A 15,440-nucleotide genomic window follows, 5' to 3' on the forward strand; every position below is an offset into this window, starting at 1 on the left:
ACGACCTGCCGCCGCGGCTGAAGACCGAGCCGGCCAAGACCGGGCCGGCCAAGGGTCTGGTGAATGGCATCGACAAGATGCGGCCGGAGTACTACAAGGTCCGCGGCTGGACGCCGGAAGGCGTGCCGACCAAGGAAACCCTGGACCGCCTGGGTCTGTAATTCCTGCCCCACCCCTCAGGGGATCGGCGTTGCCGATCCCCTGATCGTTTAAGGAACAAATTTGGCCCCCACGCTGCTCTGCATGCCTGGTATTCCGCTTCGCGGGCAGGCAATTTCATTCGCTGCCCCCACAGGGGGCCGCATTTTGCGACTAAGCTCCCTCGGGACGGCCCTTCGGGAGACATTATGAAACACGTCATCATTGGTAACGGGCCTGCCGGCGTTGTTGCTGCGGAAGCCTTGCGCAAGGCCGATGCCGCGGCCGAAATCGTTCTCATCGGCGCCGAGCCGGAGCCCGCCTATTCACGCATGGCGATTCCCTACCTGCTGGAAGGCGACATCGACGAAAGCGGCACTTATCTGCGCAAGACGGAAGGCCATTTCGCCGGCCTGCGCATTCGCGAACTGCAGGGCCGGGTGGTCTCCATGGATACCGCGCAGCGCAAGCTGCTGCTCGCCGACGGGCAGTTCGAAACCTACGACCGGCTGCTGGTCGCCAGCGGTTCGCACCCGGTGCGGCCATCGATTCCCGGCATCGACCTGCCGCAGGTGCAAACCTGCTGGACCCTGGCCGATGCGCGCGCGATCGCCAACCTGGCCAAGCCGGGCACCCGCGTACTGCAACTGGGCGCCGGCTTCATCGGCTGCATCATCATGGAAGCATTGGCCGCGCGCGGCGTCGAGCTGACCGTGGTGGAAATGGGCGACCGCATGGTGCCGCGCATGATGACGCCGAAGGCCGGCAACATGATCCGTAACTGGGTCGAAAACAAGGGCGTGCGCGTGCTGACCGGCAAGGGTGTGCAACGCATCGCCGCGGTAGCTCCCAATCCGGGTCTGCTCGACCGGCTGGCGCAGGCGGTCGGCGTCGGCGGCAAGGCCGACACCGGCGGACTCACGGTGACCCTCTCCGACGGCGAGGAGATCGCCTGCGACCTGGTGATCGTCGCAGCGGGTGTGGCACCGAACGTGGGCTTTCTCGACAATACCGGGGTGCAGGTGGCCAAGGGTGTGCTGGTCGATAACCGGATGCAGACCTCGGTGCCCGGCATCTACGCGGCCGGCGACGTGGCCGAAGCCCCGGACCTGTTCACCGGGGCCCACCTCGTTGCGGCGATTCAGCCCAATGCCGCCGACCAGGCGCGGGTCGCCGCGCTCAACATGGCCGGCCGCGAGGCGCGTCTGCCGGGCGTCCTGGCGATCAACGTGCTCGATACGCTGGGCCTGGTGTCGACCTCCTTTGGCCAGTGGTGGGGCGAAACCGCGCAAAACGGCGGCTCGGGCGTCGAGCTCGCGGACGACGCCAATCACCGCTACATTTCGCTGCAGTTCAAGGACGACGTGCTGATCGGCGCCACCTCGATCGGGCATACGGAACATGTCGGGGTCTTGCGCGGCCTGATCCAGACGCGAACCCGGCTCGGCTCGTGGAAGGACTCGCTGCTGCAGGATCCGAACGGATTCATGGCGGCCTACCTTGCCAGTGCGCAGAGCGCGGCATAGCGGTCAGCGATAAAACATGAGGGTGATATTCAAGCTGTTTGCGACCTTGCAGGATTACCTGCCGGCCGAGGCGAAGAAGACCAATGCGCTGACGCTGGAACTGGACGCGGCGACGACCATACAGCAGATCATCGAACGCTTCGCCCTGCCGCAGAAGCTCTGCCATCTGGTGCTGATCGACGGCAACTTCGTGCCGCCCGGCGAGCGTGCCGCGCGAGTGCTGCAGGAAGGCGAGACGCTGGCGATCTGGCCGCCGGTGGCGGGCGGCTAGAGGCTAACGCTCATGGCTTCGGCAAACCACCCCGCATTATGAAATCTCTCACCTTCGATGGGCCCCAAGCTGGCAAATGGGCCCGCCCCTCCCATCCTCCCCTCACGGGGAGGCTACTGATTGGCTCGCTGCGCTCGAACCAGACAAGTCGCGCTTGGCGATGTATTTCACGTTAAGGCAGCAACGCAGCGCGACCCGCGCCGCCGGGTCTTTGAACAGGTTTCTTGTTGAGGAGTTGGTATGAAACGCATGACCGCAATCCATCTGTTGCCGCTGCTTGCCGCGGCACTCGCCAGCAGTCCCGCTTTTGCCGATGCAAAGAAGGACGACGCGGCACGTCAATTGGCCACCAAGTCGGGCTGCTTCATCTGCCACGCGATCGAACTCGATGCGAAGGGGCCGGACGGCCTCAAGCCGGTCGGCCCGCCCTGGAAGGCGGTCGCGGCACGCTACAAGGGCGACAAGAATGCGAAGAAGAACCTGACCGCGGCCATCATGGGCGGCACCTCGGTGTACAACCGGCACTGGAAGGAAGAATCCAGCGGCGTGGCGATGCCGCCCAACGGGGTCGCGATCTCGGAAGCGGACGCGCGCAAGCTCGTCGATTGGATACTCGCGCTGGAGAAGTAGTGCCTCGCAGGGTGGCCTGATCGCGGCCGGCGGCGCTATCATCGGTCCCTGCGCCAACTCCGTGCCGCCGTAGCGCCAGCGCCAACTCTTGCGGGCGCGGCGCGGCAAGGTGGCGCCGCAGACCGACTCCGGACAGCCCCCTGAAACCGCCATGGAAACCCGCATCGCCCGCCTCAAACGCATCAGGATTCTGGCGCTGGTATTGACCGCGCTGTCGCTGGTGATCCTGCTGGTCAGCGCCTACATCCGCCTCAACGGCGCCGGCCTCGGCTGCAGCCCATGGCCCTACTGCTACGGTCAGGTGCTGGTCGGCGGCTCGTATCAGCACAGCGACGCGGCCCGCATCCTGCACCGGGTGGTGGCGTCGACGGCGCTGCTGCTCGGCTTCGTGCTCGCCTGGCAGTGCCGGCGCCCGCACCCGATCGAGCCGCCGGGACGGTATGCCAAGGCACTGCTGGTGCTGATGATCCTGCTCACCTTCGTCGGCATCTGGAGCGCCGATCCGCACCGGGCGTGGGCCAGCTTCATCAACATCCTGGGCGGCGCCGGCCTGGTCCTGATCGCCTGGCGCACCGTGCTCGCCGCCGGCAGCGGGCAGGCGCCTGCGCCCCGCCGCCGTCCCGCCGCGTTGCTGCATGCGGGGCTGGGCACACTGGCATTGACCATGGCGCTGGGCGCCCTGATCGGCGCGCGCTACGCGGCGCTCGCCTGCCCGCTGCTGACCGCCTGCGGCGACGCTTCCTGGCCCGCGGCCGCCGGCTGGAGCGCGCTCAATCCCTTCGTCCGCGTCGCCGTCGCGGCATCGCTCGGCGATGAGGGCGGCGTGGCGCTGCACCTGCTGCACCGCTACAGCGCCGTCGCGACCCTGCTGCTGCTCGGTTTCGGCGGCCTGCGGGCGCTGGCGCAGCCGGCATCGCGCCGGAGCGCGGCGCTGTTGCTGGCGCTGCTGTTGCTGCAGTTCGCGCTCGGTGTGCTGACCGTGCTGAGCGGGCTCAGCCTCGGCCTGGCGATCGCCCATAGCGTCTGCGCCGCGCTGCTGCTGGCGGCCGCCATGCAACTGATGGTGCGGGTCAAGGCCGCGCCGGCCTAGCGCCGCCGCGGCGTGCCGGCGTCGCCGTGTCGCCAGCGGCAACTCTCGGGCAGCCGGCGTCAGACCCGCAGGATCTGCAGCAGCGGCGCGTTGCGCGCCACGTCGTCGCTGAAGCCGGAGACCAGCAGCACGCTGTGGCCGGTGCGGGTCAGATCGCAACTGCGCGCGACGCGCCGGCACAGCGTTTGCGAGTCGCGGTACTCGGCTTCGGTGGTGGTCATCGGCACCACGCCCCAGTTCAGCGTGAGGCGCCGGCACACGGTTTCGTTGGTCGACACCGCGATCAGCGGCGCGGTCGGGCGATGCGAGCAGATCACGCGCGCGGTGGTGCCGCTGCGGGTCGGGATGATGATGCCCTGCAGCTTGAGGTCGTGCGCCAGCGCGGTCGCGGCATTGGCGACGCCGTCGCGCAGGTCGAGGTCGAGGTGGCTGGCCGGCTCGTCGCCGAGGAAGCTGCCCTGGCGCCACTGGTAGCCTTCCACTTCGCGCAGCACGCGGTCCATCATCTGCACCGCGCGCAGCGGGTACTTGCCGCTGGCGGTCTCGGCCGAGAGCATCACCGCATCGGCGCCGGTCAATGCCGCGTTGGCCACGTCGCCCACTTCGGCCCGCGTCGGACGCGAATGATCGATCATCGATTCCAGCATCTGCGTCGCCACGATCACGGCGCGGTTGTGGCGCCGCCCGAGGCGGATCAGTTCGCGCTGGATCAGCGGCACCTGCTCGGCCGGCATTTCGATGCCGAGGTCGCCGCGCGCGACCATGATGGCGTCCGAGGCCTGGACGATGGCCTCGATGTTGTCCATCGCTTCCGGCGTCTCGATCTTGGCGATGATCGGCGTGTCGGCCCCGGCGCGCGCGATCAGGCGACGCAGGCCGGCGACGTCCTTGGCGGTGCGGACGAAGGACAGCGCCAGGTAATCGACGCCGAGCTCGATGGCGAACTTGGCATCGGCGATGTCCTTCGGCGGCAGCGAGGAGGCGGACACCTTCGAGTCCGGCAGGTTGATGCCCTTGTGGTCTTTCAGCAGGCCGCCGAAGACCACCTTGCAGCGGATGCGATCGCCCTCGATTGCCAGCGCCTTGAGTTCCAGGTTGCCGTCGTCGAGCAGGATGCGATGCCCCGGCTGCACGTCGCGCGCGATGGCCTTGTATTGCGAGGCGATCAGGCCCGGCCCGCCCTTGTCCACGTGCGGATCGATGATCACCTCCTCGCCGGGCGTGAGCGTGAGCGGCCCGTCGGGGAACTTGCCGCAGCGTATCTTCGGCCCGCACAGGTCGGCGAAGATCGCCACGTGGCGGTCGAGCTTCTTTGCCGCGGCGCGCACCTGGGCATACACCTCGCGGTGGGCTTCGTGGGTGCCGTGGGACATGTTGAGCCGCACCACGTCGACGCCGGCCCTCAGCAGTTCCTCGATGATCTTGCGTTCGGAACTGGCCGGGCCCAGCGTGGCCACGATCTTGGTGCGGCGCCAGCGCAGCGCGATGCGGTTCTTCAGCAGTTCCATCGCCGTACCCTTTCTTCGAGGAAGGCACATGCCCGGTGGCTATGCTACGCGAGCCGGCGATTTCCTTGAAGTTTCATTCAAGTGACGGCCGTCGCCGGCCGGCCCGCGGCGGCGTCAGGGTTTCGCCTTGCTGCCCAGCGCAAACTTGATCCCGAGCAGCGCGGCCGGCAGCAGATGCCAGAACACGTCGAAGATGTCGATCGGCCGCGAGAGCCGGCCTTCCGCCAGCATGCGCGCCTTCTCGACCAAGTGCGGCTCGGGCAGGAAGGGCGCGCCGAGCATGAACAGCGCGGCGGCGATCAACAGGGAATACGGAATCCGGTCCAGCCAGCGCATCGATGCTTCTCCATGGATTTCCCGTCGGTCGTTCTTGCGGGGGCGCGCGCATTATCTCCCGGCCATCACCGGCAGGCCCGCGGCTCCGTCGGATTATTGATTCCTCCGCCCCGGGGCTTGCGGCCGCGCCGCCTCCCGCACAGCCATGCCTCGCGGCTCAGCAGCCGGCGACGCACTTGCCGCCGCCGTCGAACTCCATGGTCTTGCCGCTGAGCGGAACATGGGCCGGCACCTTGACGGCCTTGATGAAGGTCTCGGTGCGCGAGCCCGGTCGCAGCTTGCCGCCGACGGTGGCGACTTCGTTGGTGTGCGAGGGGATCACCGAGGCGGGCTTGACCAGCTCGTTGATCACGTAGGCGGCTTCGGTCGGGCCGGTGGTGAAGGTGTCGCCGATGTTCATCACCGTCAGCCTGGCCGCGTAATGGCCGCGCACGACTTTCTCCTGTTCGCCGGTGATGCCGGTGTCGCCGGAAAGATAGGCCACCAGGCCGTTGCTGAACTTCAGCACGTAGCCGGTCGCCTCGCCGACGTAGCCGGCGATGCCGGCGTCCTTCATGTGCTTGCCCAGTTCGCCGCCGATGAAGTCGGGGTCGAGGCCGTTGCTGTGGATCGCCGGCACCGTGGCGATGGTGACGCCGCCGATTTTCACGCTGGCGCCGAAGCGCGCAAGAATCGAATTCTTCGGCTCGCCGCCGTTGGTCTTGAGCTTGTTGGCGAAGAAGGGCGGCATCTCGCTGCCGGTCACGATCCTGGCGTTCTTCGCCAGCGCGATGTTGACCACGTTCGAATTCGGCATGGCCGATACCGACATGTCGGGCTTGTCGCAGGCGCCCGAGTTCGGCGCCTTGTTGTGCGAGTTGCCGACGTGGTCGCCATGCATGTGGCTGACCAGGATCACGTCGATCCTGCCCAGGCGCGGATCGCCCGCGCCGGCCACCGTGCGGCCCGGATCGTAGAGCACGCGGGTGCCGTTGGGGTCCTCGAAGATCATGGCGCGGTCGAGCGGGCACAGCTCGCCCTCCTGGCCGCCGAGCGGCGTGATTTTGACGTTGGCGGCCAGGGCCGGCTGCGCAAGCGCCGCGGCCAGGCAGCCGGCGGCTGCCAGCGAAAACAAGGAATGGATTTTCATTTGTCTTCTCCTATGGGGGTGCATATTTTTGGACTCGGACTGCGCCAAAACGGTAGCACGATTTTGACGTCATAGGATTCCATGTATTGAATATGGGTATCCGGTGCGCCCGGCACGCCGCGGTTTCTGCGCCGGCACCGGCCCGAGCGCCGTGGAGTCAGCGCCAACTCTTCGAAGCGCGTCGCCTGCTATAGTCGGCTCGCTGCCACCGGGCCACGCCCGAATCGCAAAGGAAACCCCATGAACGCCGACGAACTGAAGGCATTGCAGGCCCCGATCAAGGCCCTGTACAAGGAAAACCCCGAAGCCGCGAAACGCATCTTCCGCGCCGAAGGCACGCTGCTGCCCGACCGCCCCGTCTGCCGCATCGAAACCCGCTTCGGCATCATCGATGCGGGTCTGCATCCCGCTGCCGGCGGCGACGGCAGCGAGGCCTGCTCCGGCGACATGCTGCTCGAAGCGCTGGTGGCCTGCGCCGGCGTCACCTTCAACGTGGTCGCCACGGCCATGGCCATTCCCTTCCGTTCGGCGAAGGTCATCGTCGAAGGCGACGGCGATTTTCGCGGCACGCTGGGCACCTCGAAGGAAGTCCCGGTCGGCGTCACCGACATCCGCCTGCGCTTCGAGGTCGATTCGACCGCCAGCGACGAGCAACTGGCCACCCTGATGCGGCAGACCGAGCGCTACTGCGTGATCTTCCAGACCCTGCGCACCCCGCCGCGCATGGCGGCGACGCTGGAGCGCGTCAGCACCTGAACCGCGCGCCGCGCCGCCGCCTTGGTCGCCCTCGTCGCCGTGTCGCCAACGCCAACTTTCAGAGCTTGTGAAGAAATCGTCCCCCAAGGGGACTTCCTTCGGGGCGTAGCCGCTGGGCCGCAGCGGGGTGTGGCCCAGCGGCTACCGGAATGTACGTCGTTGTACATGAGGATAGCCGGGTTTGCCAAATGAGCCGCCCAAGCCCCGATCCGGTACGCGCAGTAGATTTATTCACAAACTCTTAGCCAGCGATCAAGCGCCCCAGCCGCCTCATGCCGTCCTCCAGCGTCTCGCTCCACGGCTCGCCGCAGGCCAGACGCAGGCAGTTTTTGTACTGGCCGCTGGCGGAGAACATCTCGCCCGGCACGAAGGCGATGCGCTCCTGCACGGCGCGCGCGTGCAGGGCCGTGCAATCCACCTCGGGCGGCAGCTCCAGCCAGAGCACGAAGCCGCCCTGCGGATCGGTGACGCGGGTTTCCGCCGGAAAGTGGCGCGCCACCGCGTCGCGCGTGCGCGCGATCTGCTCGGCAAAGCGCCGCCGCAGCGTGCGCAGATGCACGTCGAAGCCGCGCGACTCCATCAGCTCGGCGATCACATGCTGGGTCAGCGGATTGGTCTTGCCGGAGTTCAAGGTCTTTTGCAGCACGATGTCCGCCGCGCGCCGCCCGGCGGCGACGAAGCCGACGCGCAGGCCGGGGCTGACGGTCTTCGAGAACGAGGTGCATAGCATGGTGTTGCCGCTGGCATCGAAGGCGTGGATCGGCCGCGGCCGCGCCCCGGAAAAGCAAATGTCGCCGTAGATGTCGTCCTCGATCAGCGCCATCCCGCGCGCCGCCAGGAGCTTGGCCAATGCCGCTTTGGCAGCGTCGGGCATCACGCTGCCCAACGGGTTGGCGCCGTTGGGGATCAAGAGGCAGGCTGCGACGCCGCCGGCCTCCGGCGGCTGGCGCGTCGCCAGGTCCAGCGCATCGAGCGAAATCCCGGTCACGGGATGGGTCGGGATCTCCAGCGCGCGCAGGCCCATCGCCTCCAGCAGTTGCAGCATCACGTAATAGGTCGGCGATTCCACCGCCACCGTGTCGCCGGGCCGGGTCACCGCGCGCAGGCACAGCGCCATCGCCTCGGTGCAGGAATTGGTCACCACCACTTCCTCGGCCGCCAGCGGGCAGCCCCATTCCAGCGCGCGCCGCGTGATCGCGCGCAAGAGCGGCGCTTCGTTGAGCCCGCTGTGGCTGCTGGTCGACAATAGCTGCGGCTGGCGGCGCGCGATGCTGGCGTAAAGGCGGTTCAGGCGCGGCGCCAGCAGCAGGCCCGGCGCCGGCAGCGCCGAGCCGAAGGGCACCATCTCCGGCGCTTCGTTCACGCGCAACACATCGACCAGGCGGCGGCTGACGCCCACCGCCACCGGCTGGCCGCACTGCCCCGGAAGCGCGCCGGCGGGCGCGGTAGCCGCCTCGATCATGCGCATCGGCCGGTGCCGTACGTAGTAGCCGGACTGCGGCCGCGCCTCGACCATGCCGCGGCTTTCCAGCGTGCGCAGCGCCTGCACCACGGTCGAGATCGACAGCTTGCGCTGCCGCGCCAGGTGGCGCACCGAAGGCAGGCGGTCGCCCGGCCGCATCTGGCCGTCGCCGATCAGGCGGGCGAATTCGTTGGCGAGGTTTTCGTAAAGCATCGTCGGCGCATTGTGATCCCGGCCGCCGCCGGGCGACCCGTACAGTTGCCCGCATTATCGAACGGCACAGCCGGGTTTTGGAAGAACTGTCACGGTCACAATTTCGCCGCTGTGCATCTGTATCGGCGGTGTGGCGCTGCCTAGCATGGTGGCATCAACCCCAAGGAGGCCGCGCCATGCATGCCGACGAACCACTGCTGCTGCAACCGGACCGGCCGCTGCGGGTGGATGCGCAGCGGCATCGGGAGTTGCGCGTCGAATCCGGCACGGTGTGGATCACCGCCGGCGGCGCAGCGGGGGATTTGTTTCTATCCGCGGGCGAGAGCTATCGCGTGCCTCGGGGGGAGAAAGTGCTGGTCGAGGCGGTGCGAGGCCAGGCCGGCGTGCGGCTGCTTGCTGCCCCGCTGCGCCTGCCGGCGATGCTGGCCCAGTGGGGGCGCGCTTTGCTGCCCGGCGCCATCGCGCGCCGGTCGATCGCCGTGTCGCCATCGCCAACTCCTGGGCGATCCGCTGCGAGCCCATTCCCTGTCTTTGGTGTTTCCCGCCGCGCCGCGATAAGCTCTTGCGAAATCGGAAGGAGACGGACATGAAGATACTGATCCTTGGCGCCGGCGGCGTCGGCGGCTATTTCGGCGCCAAACTCATGCGTGCCGGAGCGGACGTGAGCTTCGTGTTGCGCGACAAACGCCGGCAACTGATCCGGGAGCACGGCCTGCGCATCGAGACGCCGCAGGACAGCTTTACCGTGTTCCCGCGCTGCCTCGGCAGCCAGGAACTGGCGCCCGACTACGACCTGATCATGCTGGCGCCCAAGGCCTACGATCTCGACGACGCGCTGGCCTCGATCGCCGGCGCCAGCGGCAAGGGGGCGCTGCTGCCCTTCCTCAACGGGCTGAACCACATCGACCTGCTCGACCAGCGCTTCGGCCGGCAGCGGGTGATGGGCGGCGTCGCGCACATCGCCGCCATGCTGACCGAAACGGGCGCCGTCAGGCGGCTTTCCGACCTGCATTCGCTCACCGTCGGGCCTCGCCATGCCGGGCACGAAGCGCTTGCCAGGGAGTTCATCGCACTTTGCGCCGGCGCCGATTTCGACAGCCACTATGCGGATAACATCGATCAGGTGCTGTGGGACAAGTGGGTGTTCCTCGCCGCCCTGGCGGGCATGACCACGCTTTGCCAGGGCTCGGTGGGCGAGATCGTCGCCACGCCCTACGGCGCCGACCTGGCCCGCAAGGTCTATGACGAGTGCTGCACCATCGCCGAGCGCTGCGGCTATCCCGTCAATGAGTTGTCGCGCGGCAAGGCGCTGGCCACGCTGACCCAGGCAGGTTCCGCGTTCACCGCCTCCATGCTGCGCGACCTGAAGGCTGGGCAACGTACCGAGCACGAACACATCCTCGGCGAGATGGTCCGCCGCGGCATCGAGCACGGCGTCGCCTGCGACCTGCTCGCCATGGCCTACACCAGCATGGCGGTACGTTCGCCGGATCCGCGCTAGCGGCGGCGCCGGCCTCGTCGCCGTCTCGCCGGCGCCGACTTCTGACCGGTTTCTTCATTGGGGCCGCTCATCCGACCGGACCGGCTCTAACCTCCGGCGCGATTCACTCTATCAGCGCAGCGCCGCGCAGACATCCCTGACGAGGCTGCGCAGCCAGCGATGTGCCGGATCGGCATCCAGCCTCGGGTGCCAGAGCAGTGAAATCGTGATCTCCGGCGCGGCGATCGGGAGCGGGAAGCTATGCATTCCGTCGCGCAGGTTTCCGGTGTGTCGTTCGGGAACGCTGGCAATCAGGTCAGAGGCGCGGGCCAGGGCCAGCGCGGTCGAAAAGCCGCCGACGATGGTGACGACCTTCCGTTCCAGGCCGAGCGAACTCAAAGCTTCATCGATCGGTCCCTTGTCGAAACCCTGCCGCGAGACGTAGATATGCCGGCCGGCCGCATAACGCGCAGGCGTGATCTCACCCTGGCCCAGCGGGTGCCCCATGCGCACGACGCCGATGAAACGGTCGCGGAACAAGGCCTGCACACGCAGCTCCGGCGCCGCCGTGTTTCCCACGACGCCGGTTTCCAGATCGACGATTCCGTCACGCAGCCGAGCGCTGTCCTTGTCGGGCTTCTGCAGGAAACACAGCCGCACGCCCGGCGCTTCTTCGCCGGCGCGGGCAATCAGATCCGGTCCGAAGTTCTCCACAAAGCCGTCGCTGGTCCGCAGCGTGAACGTCCTGACCAGCTGCTTGAGCCTGAGTTTCCTGGCGGGACGCAAAACCGCTTCGCCATCCTGCACCAGTTGGCTGACCCGCTCGCGCAGTTCGATCGCCCGTGGCGTGGGCACGAGACCGCGTCCGGCCCGGACCAGCAAGGGATCGCCGGTCGTTTCGCGCAAGCGCGCCAGCGTCCGGCTCATCGCCGAGGGGCTGAGCCGCAAGCGTCGGGCGGCGCGCGCCACGCTGCCCTCCACGAGCAGCACATCAAGGGCGACCAGCAGGTTCAGATCGGGAGTCGACATGGTTCAAACATAGCAGTGCCGGACCTATACATGGCGTCAGACGCACGAACAAAGTGCAAATGCTGCGCCTTCCGCCATGTCATGTAAACAACTACGATTCCGGCATCCCCGTTTGGGGTCGAAAAAAGGAGCTTACGGTGAAGGCAATCAAGTCAGAACGAGATCAGGCCGCAGCGGGAGTTGCGCAAGGGACAGCGTCTGTCCGGGGAGCCCTCGCCGGCCTGTCGCTGGCCGTGTTGCTGTCGTCGCTCAGTACCAGTATCGCCAATGTTGCCCTGCCGAACCTGGCGCAGGCCTTCGCCGCCTCCTTCCAGGAAGTCCAGTGGGTCGTCCTTGCCTATCTCCTCGCCATCACCACCTTGATCGTCGGCGTCGGCCGGCTCGGTGACATCATCGGCCGCCGACGCTTGCTGCTGGGCGGAATTGTCCTGTTCACGGCGGCCTCGGTGCTGAGCGGCCTCGCCTCCACGCTCTGGCTGTTGATCGCCGCCCGGGCCGTACAGGGGCTGGGTGCGGCCATCATGATGGCCCTCGCCATGGCATTTGTCGGCGAGACGGTGCCGAAGGAAAAGACCGGCAGTGCCATGGGCCTGCTCGGAACCATGTCGGCGATCGGCACGGCGCTCGGTCCGACATTCGGCGGCATGCTGATCGCCGGATTCGGCTGGCCGGCCATCTTCCTCATCAACGTACCGCTGGGCGTTGTGACCCTGTTCTTCGCGTATCGCTACCTGCCCATCGACCGCCAGCAAGCGAAGACTGATCGGGCCGGCGTCGACACCGGATTTGATACTGCGGGCACGCTCTTGCTGGTCGTGACGCTGGCGGCCTACGCACTCGCCGTCACGATCGGGCGCGGCAGTTTCGGCGCGCTCAACCTGGGCCTGCTGCTGGCTGCCGTCGCCGGCCTCGGCCTCTTCGTGCTCGCCGAGACGAAAGCCGCATCACCCCTGATCCGCCTGGCGATGTTCCGCAATCCGGTGCTGGGTGCGGGTTTCGCCATGAGCACCCTGGTCACCACGGTGGTGATGGCGACGCTGGTGGTTGGTCCGTTCTATCTCTCCGGCGCGCTTCTTCTCGACGCCGCCAGTGTCGGACTCGTCATGTCGTCCGGTCCGCTTGTCGCCGCGCTGACGGGCGTGCCGGCCGGCCGCAGCGTGGACCGCTTCGGCGCACAGTGCGTGAGCATCGTCGGGCTGGTCGGCATGGCGCTCGGCTGCGCCCTCCTGCCCATGCTGCCGACAGGCTTCGGCGTACCGGGCTACATCGCCCCGCTGGTCGTCATCACCGCCGGCTATGCGCTGTTCCAGGCGGCCAACAACACCGCCGTCATGACGGCCATCCTCCCGGAGCAGCGCGGCGTCATCTCCGGCATGCTCAACCTGTCGCGCAATCTCGGCCTCATCACCGGCGCATCCGTCATGGGCGCCGTGTTCGCGTTCGGATCGGGGGCAACCGATATCACCGCGGCGCGCCCCGAGGCCGTTGCCATCGGCATGCGGTTCACGTTTGCGGTTGCGGCGGCCCTGATCGTCGTCGCGCTTGTCATCGCGGCCGGCGCCAGGCGCATCACATTGCGCAATGGCGCAGCCGGGGCCACGGCAGGTTGAGCGGCAGGCCCGTCATTACCAATCCTCAGGCGCGCTTGTCCAGCGAATGGATGGCGCCGTGGATGGCGCGCTCGAACAGCGGCCGGTCGGGCGCCACGATGCGCACGGTCTGGTTCCTCAGGCGCACCGCCAGGGCTTCCGGCGTGATGGAAATGGCGCAGGCCGAGGCGCTGTTGGTGAACAGGAACAGCGTCCGGCTCGGGTTGATCCAGGTCAGGCGCTCGCGGCGGTTTTGTCCCGCCGTGATGAAATCGACCCAGTCGCCGCGCACGAGTTGCCTGACGCGGCGCAGGTCGGCGCGATCCGGCGTGCTATCCGCGTCGAGCTCGCCGGCGCCGGGGAGCGAGATGTCCTGCACGCGCACGCCCTGGTCGGTGGCATGGCTGACTTGCAGGGTCGGCCCCGCGCTGCGCGCGCGCGGCTTTTCCTCCGGCGCCGGCATCGACGTCGGCTTGGCCTTGGTGGCGGGGCGCGGCTGTTTTTCCGCGCGCAGCGCGGCGAGCTGCAGCTCGACCAGCGTGTCCATGAACGTCTTGCGCTCGTCGGGCGCGGCGCCGATCTCGTCGAAGCCGGCGTTGAGCTTCTTCAGCAGCCCGGGCAGCCTGGCGGCATGCCGTTTTTGTTCCCCCGGATCAAGCTTCGGCATCACGGCCCAGATCAGCGCGACGGCGGTTTGCAGGGCCTCTTCGGTGGGCGGGCCATCCTCCCCGAACTGCGAGATCCGTCCCTGTACCACGTCGCGCCAGTAGCTGCGCAGGAACTCTTCGATCTCGCGCGGCACCGTCGGCCCCAGCAGCCGCTCGATGCACTGGTTCGCCGCCCGTTGCGCGCGCATCTGGGCCACGCGGGTGAGGCGCATTTCTTCCTCGCGGGCGTGCACGGCGGCGGCCAGTTCGCGGTCCTGCTGCTCCTCGATCTTCTCGCGCTCGGCGAGGAAGGCATCGAGCTCTGCGTTCGCGGCGTCGAACACGCCCAGGTCGCCGTCGTAAGTGGTCTGGACCTTGTTGACCAGCTCCGACAGCTTGACGAAGAAGGGATCGTCGGCATTGACCACCTTGCCCCAGCGGATGGCGACGGTCGAGATGCTGTCCAGGAAGCGCCGCGCCGGGTGACTGCGATCGGAGAAGAAGCGCTGGTTGGACAGCGCCGCCTTCAGTACCGTGGCCTGCAGGCGGCCCACCAGTCCCTTGATGCCGTCCGCGACGTTCGGATCGCCGAAGATCTGGTCGAACAGTTCGGCGACGATATCCAGCGAGACGGCGTCCTGCGGGCGCACGTCGCGCGCGGCGGCGCTGTCGCGCGCCATGCGCACGAGGTTGGTATGGGTACCGGCGGGGGCCTGCGGCGGCGCCGTCTGCAGCGTCTTCAGCGAGTCGAAGAGTTCCAGGCTGCCGCCACCGGACCCGCTGGCGGCGCCTGCGCCGTCCCTGGTGCGCGCCTTCACCAGCCGGTCGAGGGCACTCGTCATCCTGGCCGATTCGGCGGCCAGCTCCTGGGGGTCGACCAGCGTCATCTCGCGGTAGCTTTGCTTGAGGCGCGGCAGGATGTCGGCGTCGATCAGGACTTCGTTGACGACGCGATAGAGCCGGGGCAGTTCCGCAGCGAGATGTTCGCCGACCAGTTGCAGCAGCAGGATGCCTGCCGCCGCGTCGTCGCTCACCTCGGCGCAGGCGGCCTCGATGCAGGACCACAGCGACGAGACCTTGAACGTCGTGTCGCCCGGGATCATGGCGCTGCGCAGCACCAGGTAGGAAATCCGCCGTTCCAGCGGGTTCGTCTCTTCGCGGCAGGCCGTGGTCAGGCGCTCGAGGATCTCGCGTGCGGCCAACTGCAGGGCGACCTCGGCATCGTTGACGATCTTCAGCGCCCGCGCGTCGCCGTAGCCCGGCTTCGCCGCCTGCACGGTACGCCCGGCGAGGCTGGTCTTCAATGCCGGCGTCACCTTGCCCCAGTGCGCTTGCAGCGCGAGCTTGAGGGTAGCGGCGGCGGCGCGATTGGTAGGGTCCTGGCTGGCATTGTCGCGCTCGCCGGCTTCCCTGATCAGCGCAGGCCCGAGTTCCTCGACCAGCTCGCACAAGTCGCTTTCCATCTGTTCGCGGCAGCCGGCAACCAGCTTCGCCAGCGTTGAGGCGTCTTTTTCCGTCATGTCAGGCGTGGTCGGAGTGTCGAGGTGCCGAATTATTACATCGGTAGCCGGCGCGCATATTTCGGGAATGAAAGGATTTCCGGTCCTCCAAGGGCTTTCGGGGCGCCGGAATCCGC

15 protein-coding genes are annotated in these 15,440 nt (G+C 67.7%); 9 read left to right on the top strand and 6 right to left on the bottom strand.

Translation table 11 applies throughout. The features are described from left to right. The first annotated feature begins 17 nt into the window (after positions 1 to 17). The 5 genes from RMO95_RS20250 to RMO95_RS20270 all read left to right on the top strand — a co-directional run bounded on the left by RMO95_RS20250 (position 18) and on the right by RMO95_RS20270 (position 3,655). A complete protein-coding gene (locus RMO95_RS20250) occupies positions 18 to 161 on the top strand; it encodes an aldehyde ferredoxin oxidoreductase C-terminal domain-containing protein (RefSeq protein ID WP_310452545.1) in 144 nt (47 codons plus the stop codon). Between the two features lie 186 nt (positions 162 to 347). Further along, the gene (locus RMO95_RS20255) at positions 348 to 1,664 is read left to right on the top strand and encodes an NAD(P)/FAD-dependent oxidoreductase (protein WP_310452486.1); all 1,317 of its coding nucleotides are present in this window, start codon (positions 348 to 350) and stop codon (positions 1,662 to 1,664) included. Between the two features lie 16 nt (positions 1,665 to 1,680). Further along, positions 1,681 to 1,935 carry a MoaD/ThiS family protein gene (locus tag RMO95_RS20260; RefSeq protein WP_310452487.1) on the top strand — a complete coding sequence of 85 codons (255 nt, stop codon included), beginning with the start codon at positions 1,681 to 1,683 and terminating at the stop codon, positions 1,933 to 1,935. Positions 1,936 to 2,175: 240 nt separating this feature from the next. Continuing rightward, positions 2,176 to 2,565, top strand: a complete 390-nt coding sequence (locus tag RMO95_RS20265; RefSeq protein ID WP_310452488.1) for a c-type cytochrome — start codon at positions 2,176 to 2,178, stop codon at positions 2,563 to 2,565. A gap of 151 nt (positions 2,566 to 2,716) precedes the next feature. Beyond that, the gene (locus RMO95_RS20270; protein ID WP_310452489.1) at positions 2,717 to 3,655 is read left to right on the top strand and encodes a COX15/CtaA family protein; all 939 of its coding nucleotides are present in this window, start codon (positions 2,717 to 2,719) and stop codon (positions 3,653 to 3,655) included. A gap of 59 nt (positions 3,656 to 3,714) precedes the next feature. Here RMO95_RS20270 and pyk read toward each other — a convergent pair whose 3' ends face one another. The 3 genes from pyk to RMO95_RS20285 form a co-directional block, all read right to left on the bottom strand. After that, positions 3,715 to 5,163 (bottom strand): pyruvate kinase, encoded by a 1,449-nt coding sequence (gene pyk, locus RMO95_RS20275; RefSeq protein ID WP_310452490.1) that lies wholly within the window; start codon positions 5,161 to 5,163, stop codon positions 3,715 to 3,717. A 114-nt stretch (positions 5,164 to 5,277) separates the two neighbouring features. Next, on the bottom strand, positions 5,278 to 5,499 hold the full coding sequence (locus RMO95_RS20280) for a hypothetical protein (protein ID WP_310452491.1): 222 nt from the start codon (positions 5,497 to 5,499) through the stop codon (positions 5,278 to 5,280). A gap of 157 nt (positions 5,500 to 5,656) precedes the next feature. Next, complete coding sequence (locus tag RMO95_RS20285; protein WP_310452492.1) at positions 5,657 to 6,628, bottom strand: MBL fold metallo-hydrolase; 972 nt, start codon at positions 6,626 to 6,628, stop codon at positions 5,657 to 5,659. 240 nt (positions 6,629 to 6,868) lie between these two features. Between RMO95_RS20285 and RMO95_RS20290 the strand changes: the two genes are divergently transcribed. After that, the gene (locus tag RMO95_RS20290; RefSeq protein ID WP_310452493.1) at positions 6,869 to 7,384 is read left to right on the top strand and encodes an OsmC family protein; all 516 of its coding nucleotides are present in this window, start codon (positions 6,869 to 6,871) and stop codon (positions 7,382 to 7,384) included. Between the two features lie 241 nt (positions 7,385 to 7,625). On the opposite strand, the gene RMO95_RS20295 is transcribed toward RMO95_RS20290, so the two are convergent. Then, on the bottom strand, positions 7,626 to 9,059 hold the full coding sequence (locus RMO95_RS20295) for a PLP-dependent aminotransferase family protein (protein ID WP_310452494.1): 1,434 nt from the start codon (positions 9,057 to 9,059) through the stop codon (positions 7,626 to 7,628). A 176-nt stretch (positions 9,060 to 9,235) separates the two neighbouring features. Here RMO95_RS20295 and RMO95_RS20300 point away from each other — a divergent pair, with 176 nt between their 5' ends. Next, the gene (locus tag RMO95_RS20300; protein ID WP_310452495.1) at positions 9,236 to 9,649 is read left to right on the top strand and encodes a DUF2917 domain-containing protein; all 414 of its coding nucleotides are present in this window, start codon (positions 9,236 to 9,238) and stop codon (positions 9,647 to 9,649) included. Next, positions 9,646 to 10,560 carry a 2-dehydropantoate 2-reductase gene (locus tag RMO95_RS20305; protein WP_310452496.1) on the top strand — a complete coding sequence of 305 codons (915 nt, stop codon included), beginning with the start codon at positions 9,646 to 9,648 and terminating at the stop codon, positions 10,558 to 10,560. The genes RMO95_RS20300 and RMO95_RS20305 overlap by 4 nt, the downstream gene beginning before the upstream one ends. A 111-nt stretch (positions 10,561 to 10,671) precedes the next feature. Here RMO95_RS20305 and RMO95_RS20310 read toward each other — a convergent pair whose 3' ends face one another. After that, a complete protein-coding gene (locus RMO95_RS20310) occupies positions 10,672 to 11,568 on the bottom strand; it encodes a LysR family transcriptional regulator (RefSeq protein WP_310452497.1) in 897 nt (298 codons plus the stop codon). A gap of 137 nt (positions 11,569 to 11,705) precedes the next feature. On the opposite strand from RMO95_RS20310, the gene RMO95_RS20315 reads away from it, so the two are divergent. After that, positions 11,706 to 13,178 (top strand): MFS transporter, encoded by a 1,473-nt coding sequence (locus tag RMO95_RS20315; protein WP_310452498.1) that lies wholly within the window; start codon positions 11,706 to 11,708, stop codon positions 13,176 to 13,178. 25 nt (positions 13,179 to 13,203) lie between these two features. Here the strand turns inward: RMO95_RS20315 and RMO95_RS20320 are convergent, their stop codons facing one another. After that, positions 13,204 to 15,324, bottom strand: coding sequence for a DUF1631 family protein (locus RMO95_RS20320; RefSeq protein ID WP_310452499.1), 2,121 nt, complete (start codon positions 15,322 to 15,324; stop codon positions 13,204 to 13,206). Positions 15,325 to 15,440: the final 116 nt, after the last annotated feature.

It is taken from the genome of Sulfuritalea sp., assembly GCF_031426875.1.
Lineage (GTDB): Bacteria > Pseudomonadota > Gammaproteobacteria > Burkholderiales > Rhodocyclaceae > Sulfuritalea.

Bases quoted from the DNA above. Each gene is read 5' to 3' on its own strand.
- pyk (WP_310452490.1), bottom strand. From the start codon at position 5,163: ATGGAACTGCTGAAGAACCGCATCGCGCTGCGCTGGCGCCGCACCAAG.
- RMO95_RS20320 (WP_310452499.1), bottom strand. From the start codon at position 15,324: ATGACGGAAAAAGACGCCTCAACGCTGGCGAAGCTGGTTGCCGGCTGC.
- RMO95_RS20270 (WP_310452489.1), top strand. From the start codon at position 2,717: ATGGAAACCCGCATCGCCCGCCTCAAACGCATCAGGATTCTGGCGCTG.
- RMO95_RS20290 (WP_310452493.1), top strand. From the start codon at position 6,869: ATGAACGCCGACGAACTGAAGGCATTGCAGGCCCCGATCAAGGCCCTG.
- RMO95_RS20260 (WP_310452487.1), top strand. From the start codon at position 1,681: ATGAGGGTGATATTCAAGCTGTTTGCGACCTTGCAGGATTACCTGCCG.
- RMO95_RS20280 (WP_310452491.1), bottom strand. From the start codon at position 5,499: ATGCGCTGGCTGGACCGGATTCCGTATTCCCTGTTGATCGCCGCCGCG.
- RMO95_RS20285 (WP_310452492.1), bottom strand. From the start codon at position 6,628: ATGAAAATCCATTCCTTGTTTTCGCTGGCAGCCGCCGGCTGCCTGGCC.
- RMO95_RS20295 (WP_310452494.1), bottom strand. From the start codon at position 9,059: ATGCTTTACGAAAACCTCGCCAACGAATTCGCCCGCCTGATCGGCGAC.
- RMO95_RS20300 (WP_310452495.1), top strand. From the start codon at position 9,236: ATGCATGCCGACGAACCACTGCTGCTGCAACCGGACCGGCCGCTGCGG.
- RMO95_RS20305 (WP_310452496.1), top strand. From the start codon at position 9,646: ATGAAGATACTGATCCTTGGCGCCGGCGGCGTCGGCGGCTATTTCGGC.
- RMO95_RS20265 (WP_310452488.1), top strand. From the start codon at position 2,176: ATGAAACGCATGACCGCAATCCATCTGTTGCCGCTGCTTGCCGCGGCA.
- RMO95_RS20310 (WP_310452497.1), bottom strand. From the start codon at position 11,568: ATGTCGACTCCCGATCTGAACCTGCTGGTCGCCCTTGATGTGCTGCTC.
- RMO95_RS20255 (WP_310452486.1), top strand. From the start codon at position 348: ATGAAACACGTCATCATTGGTAACGGGCCTGCCGGCGTTGTTGCTGCG.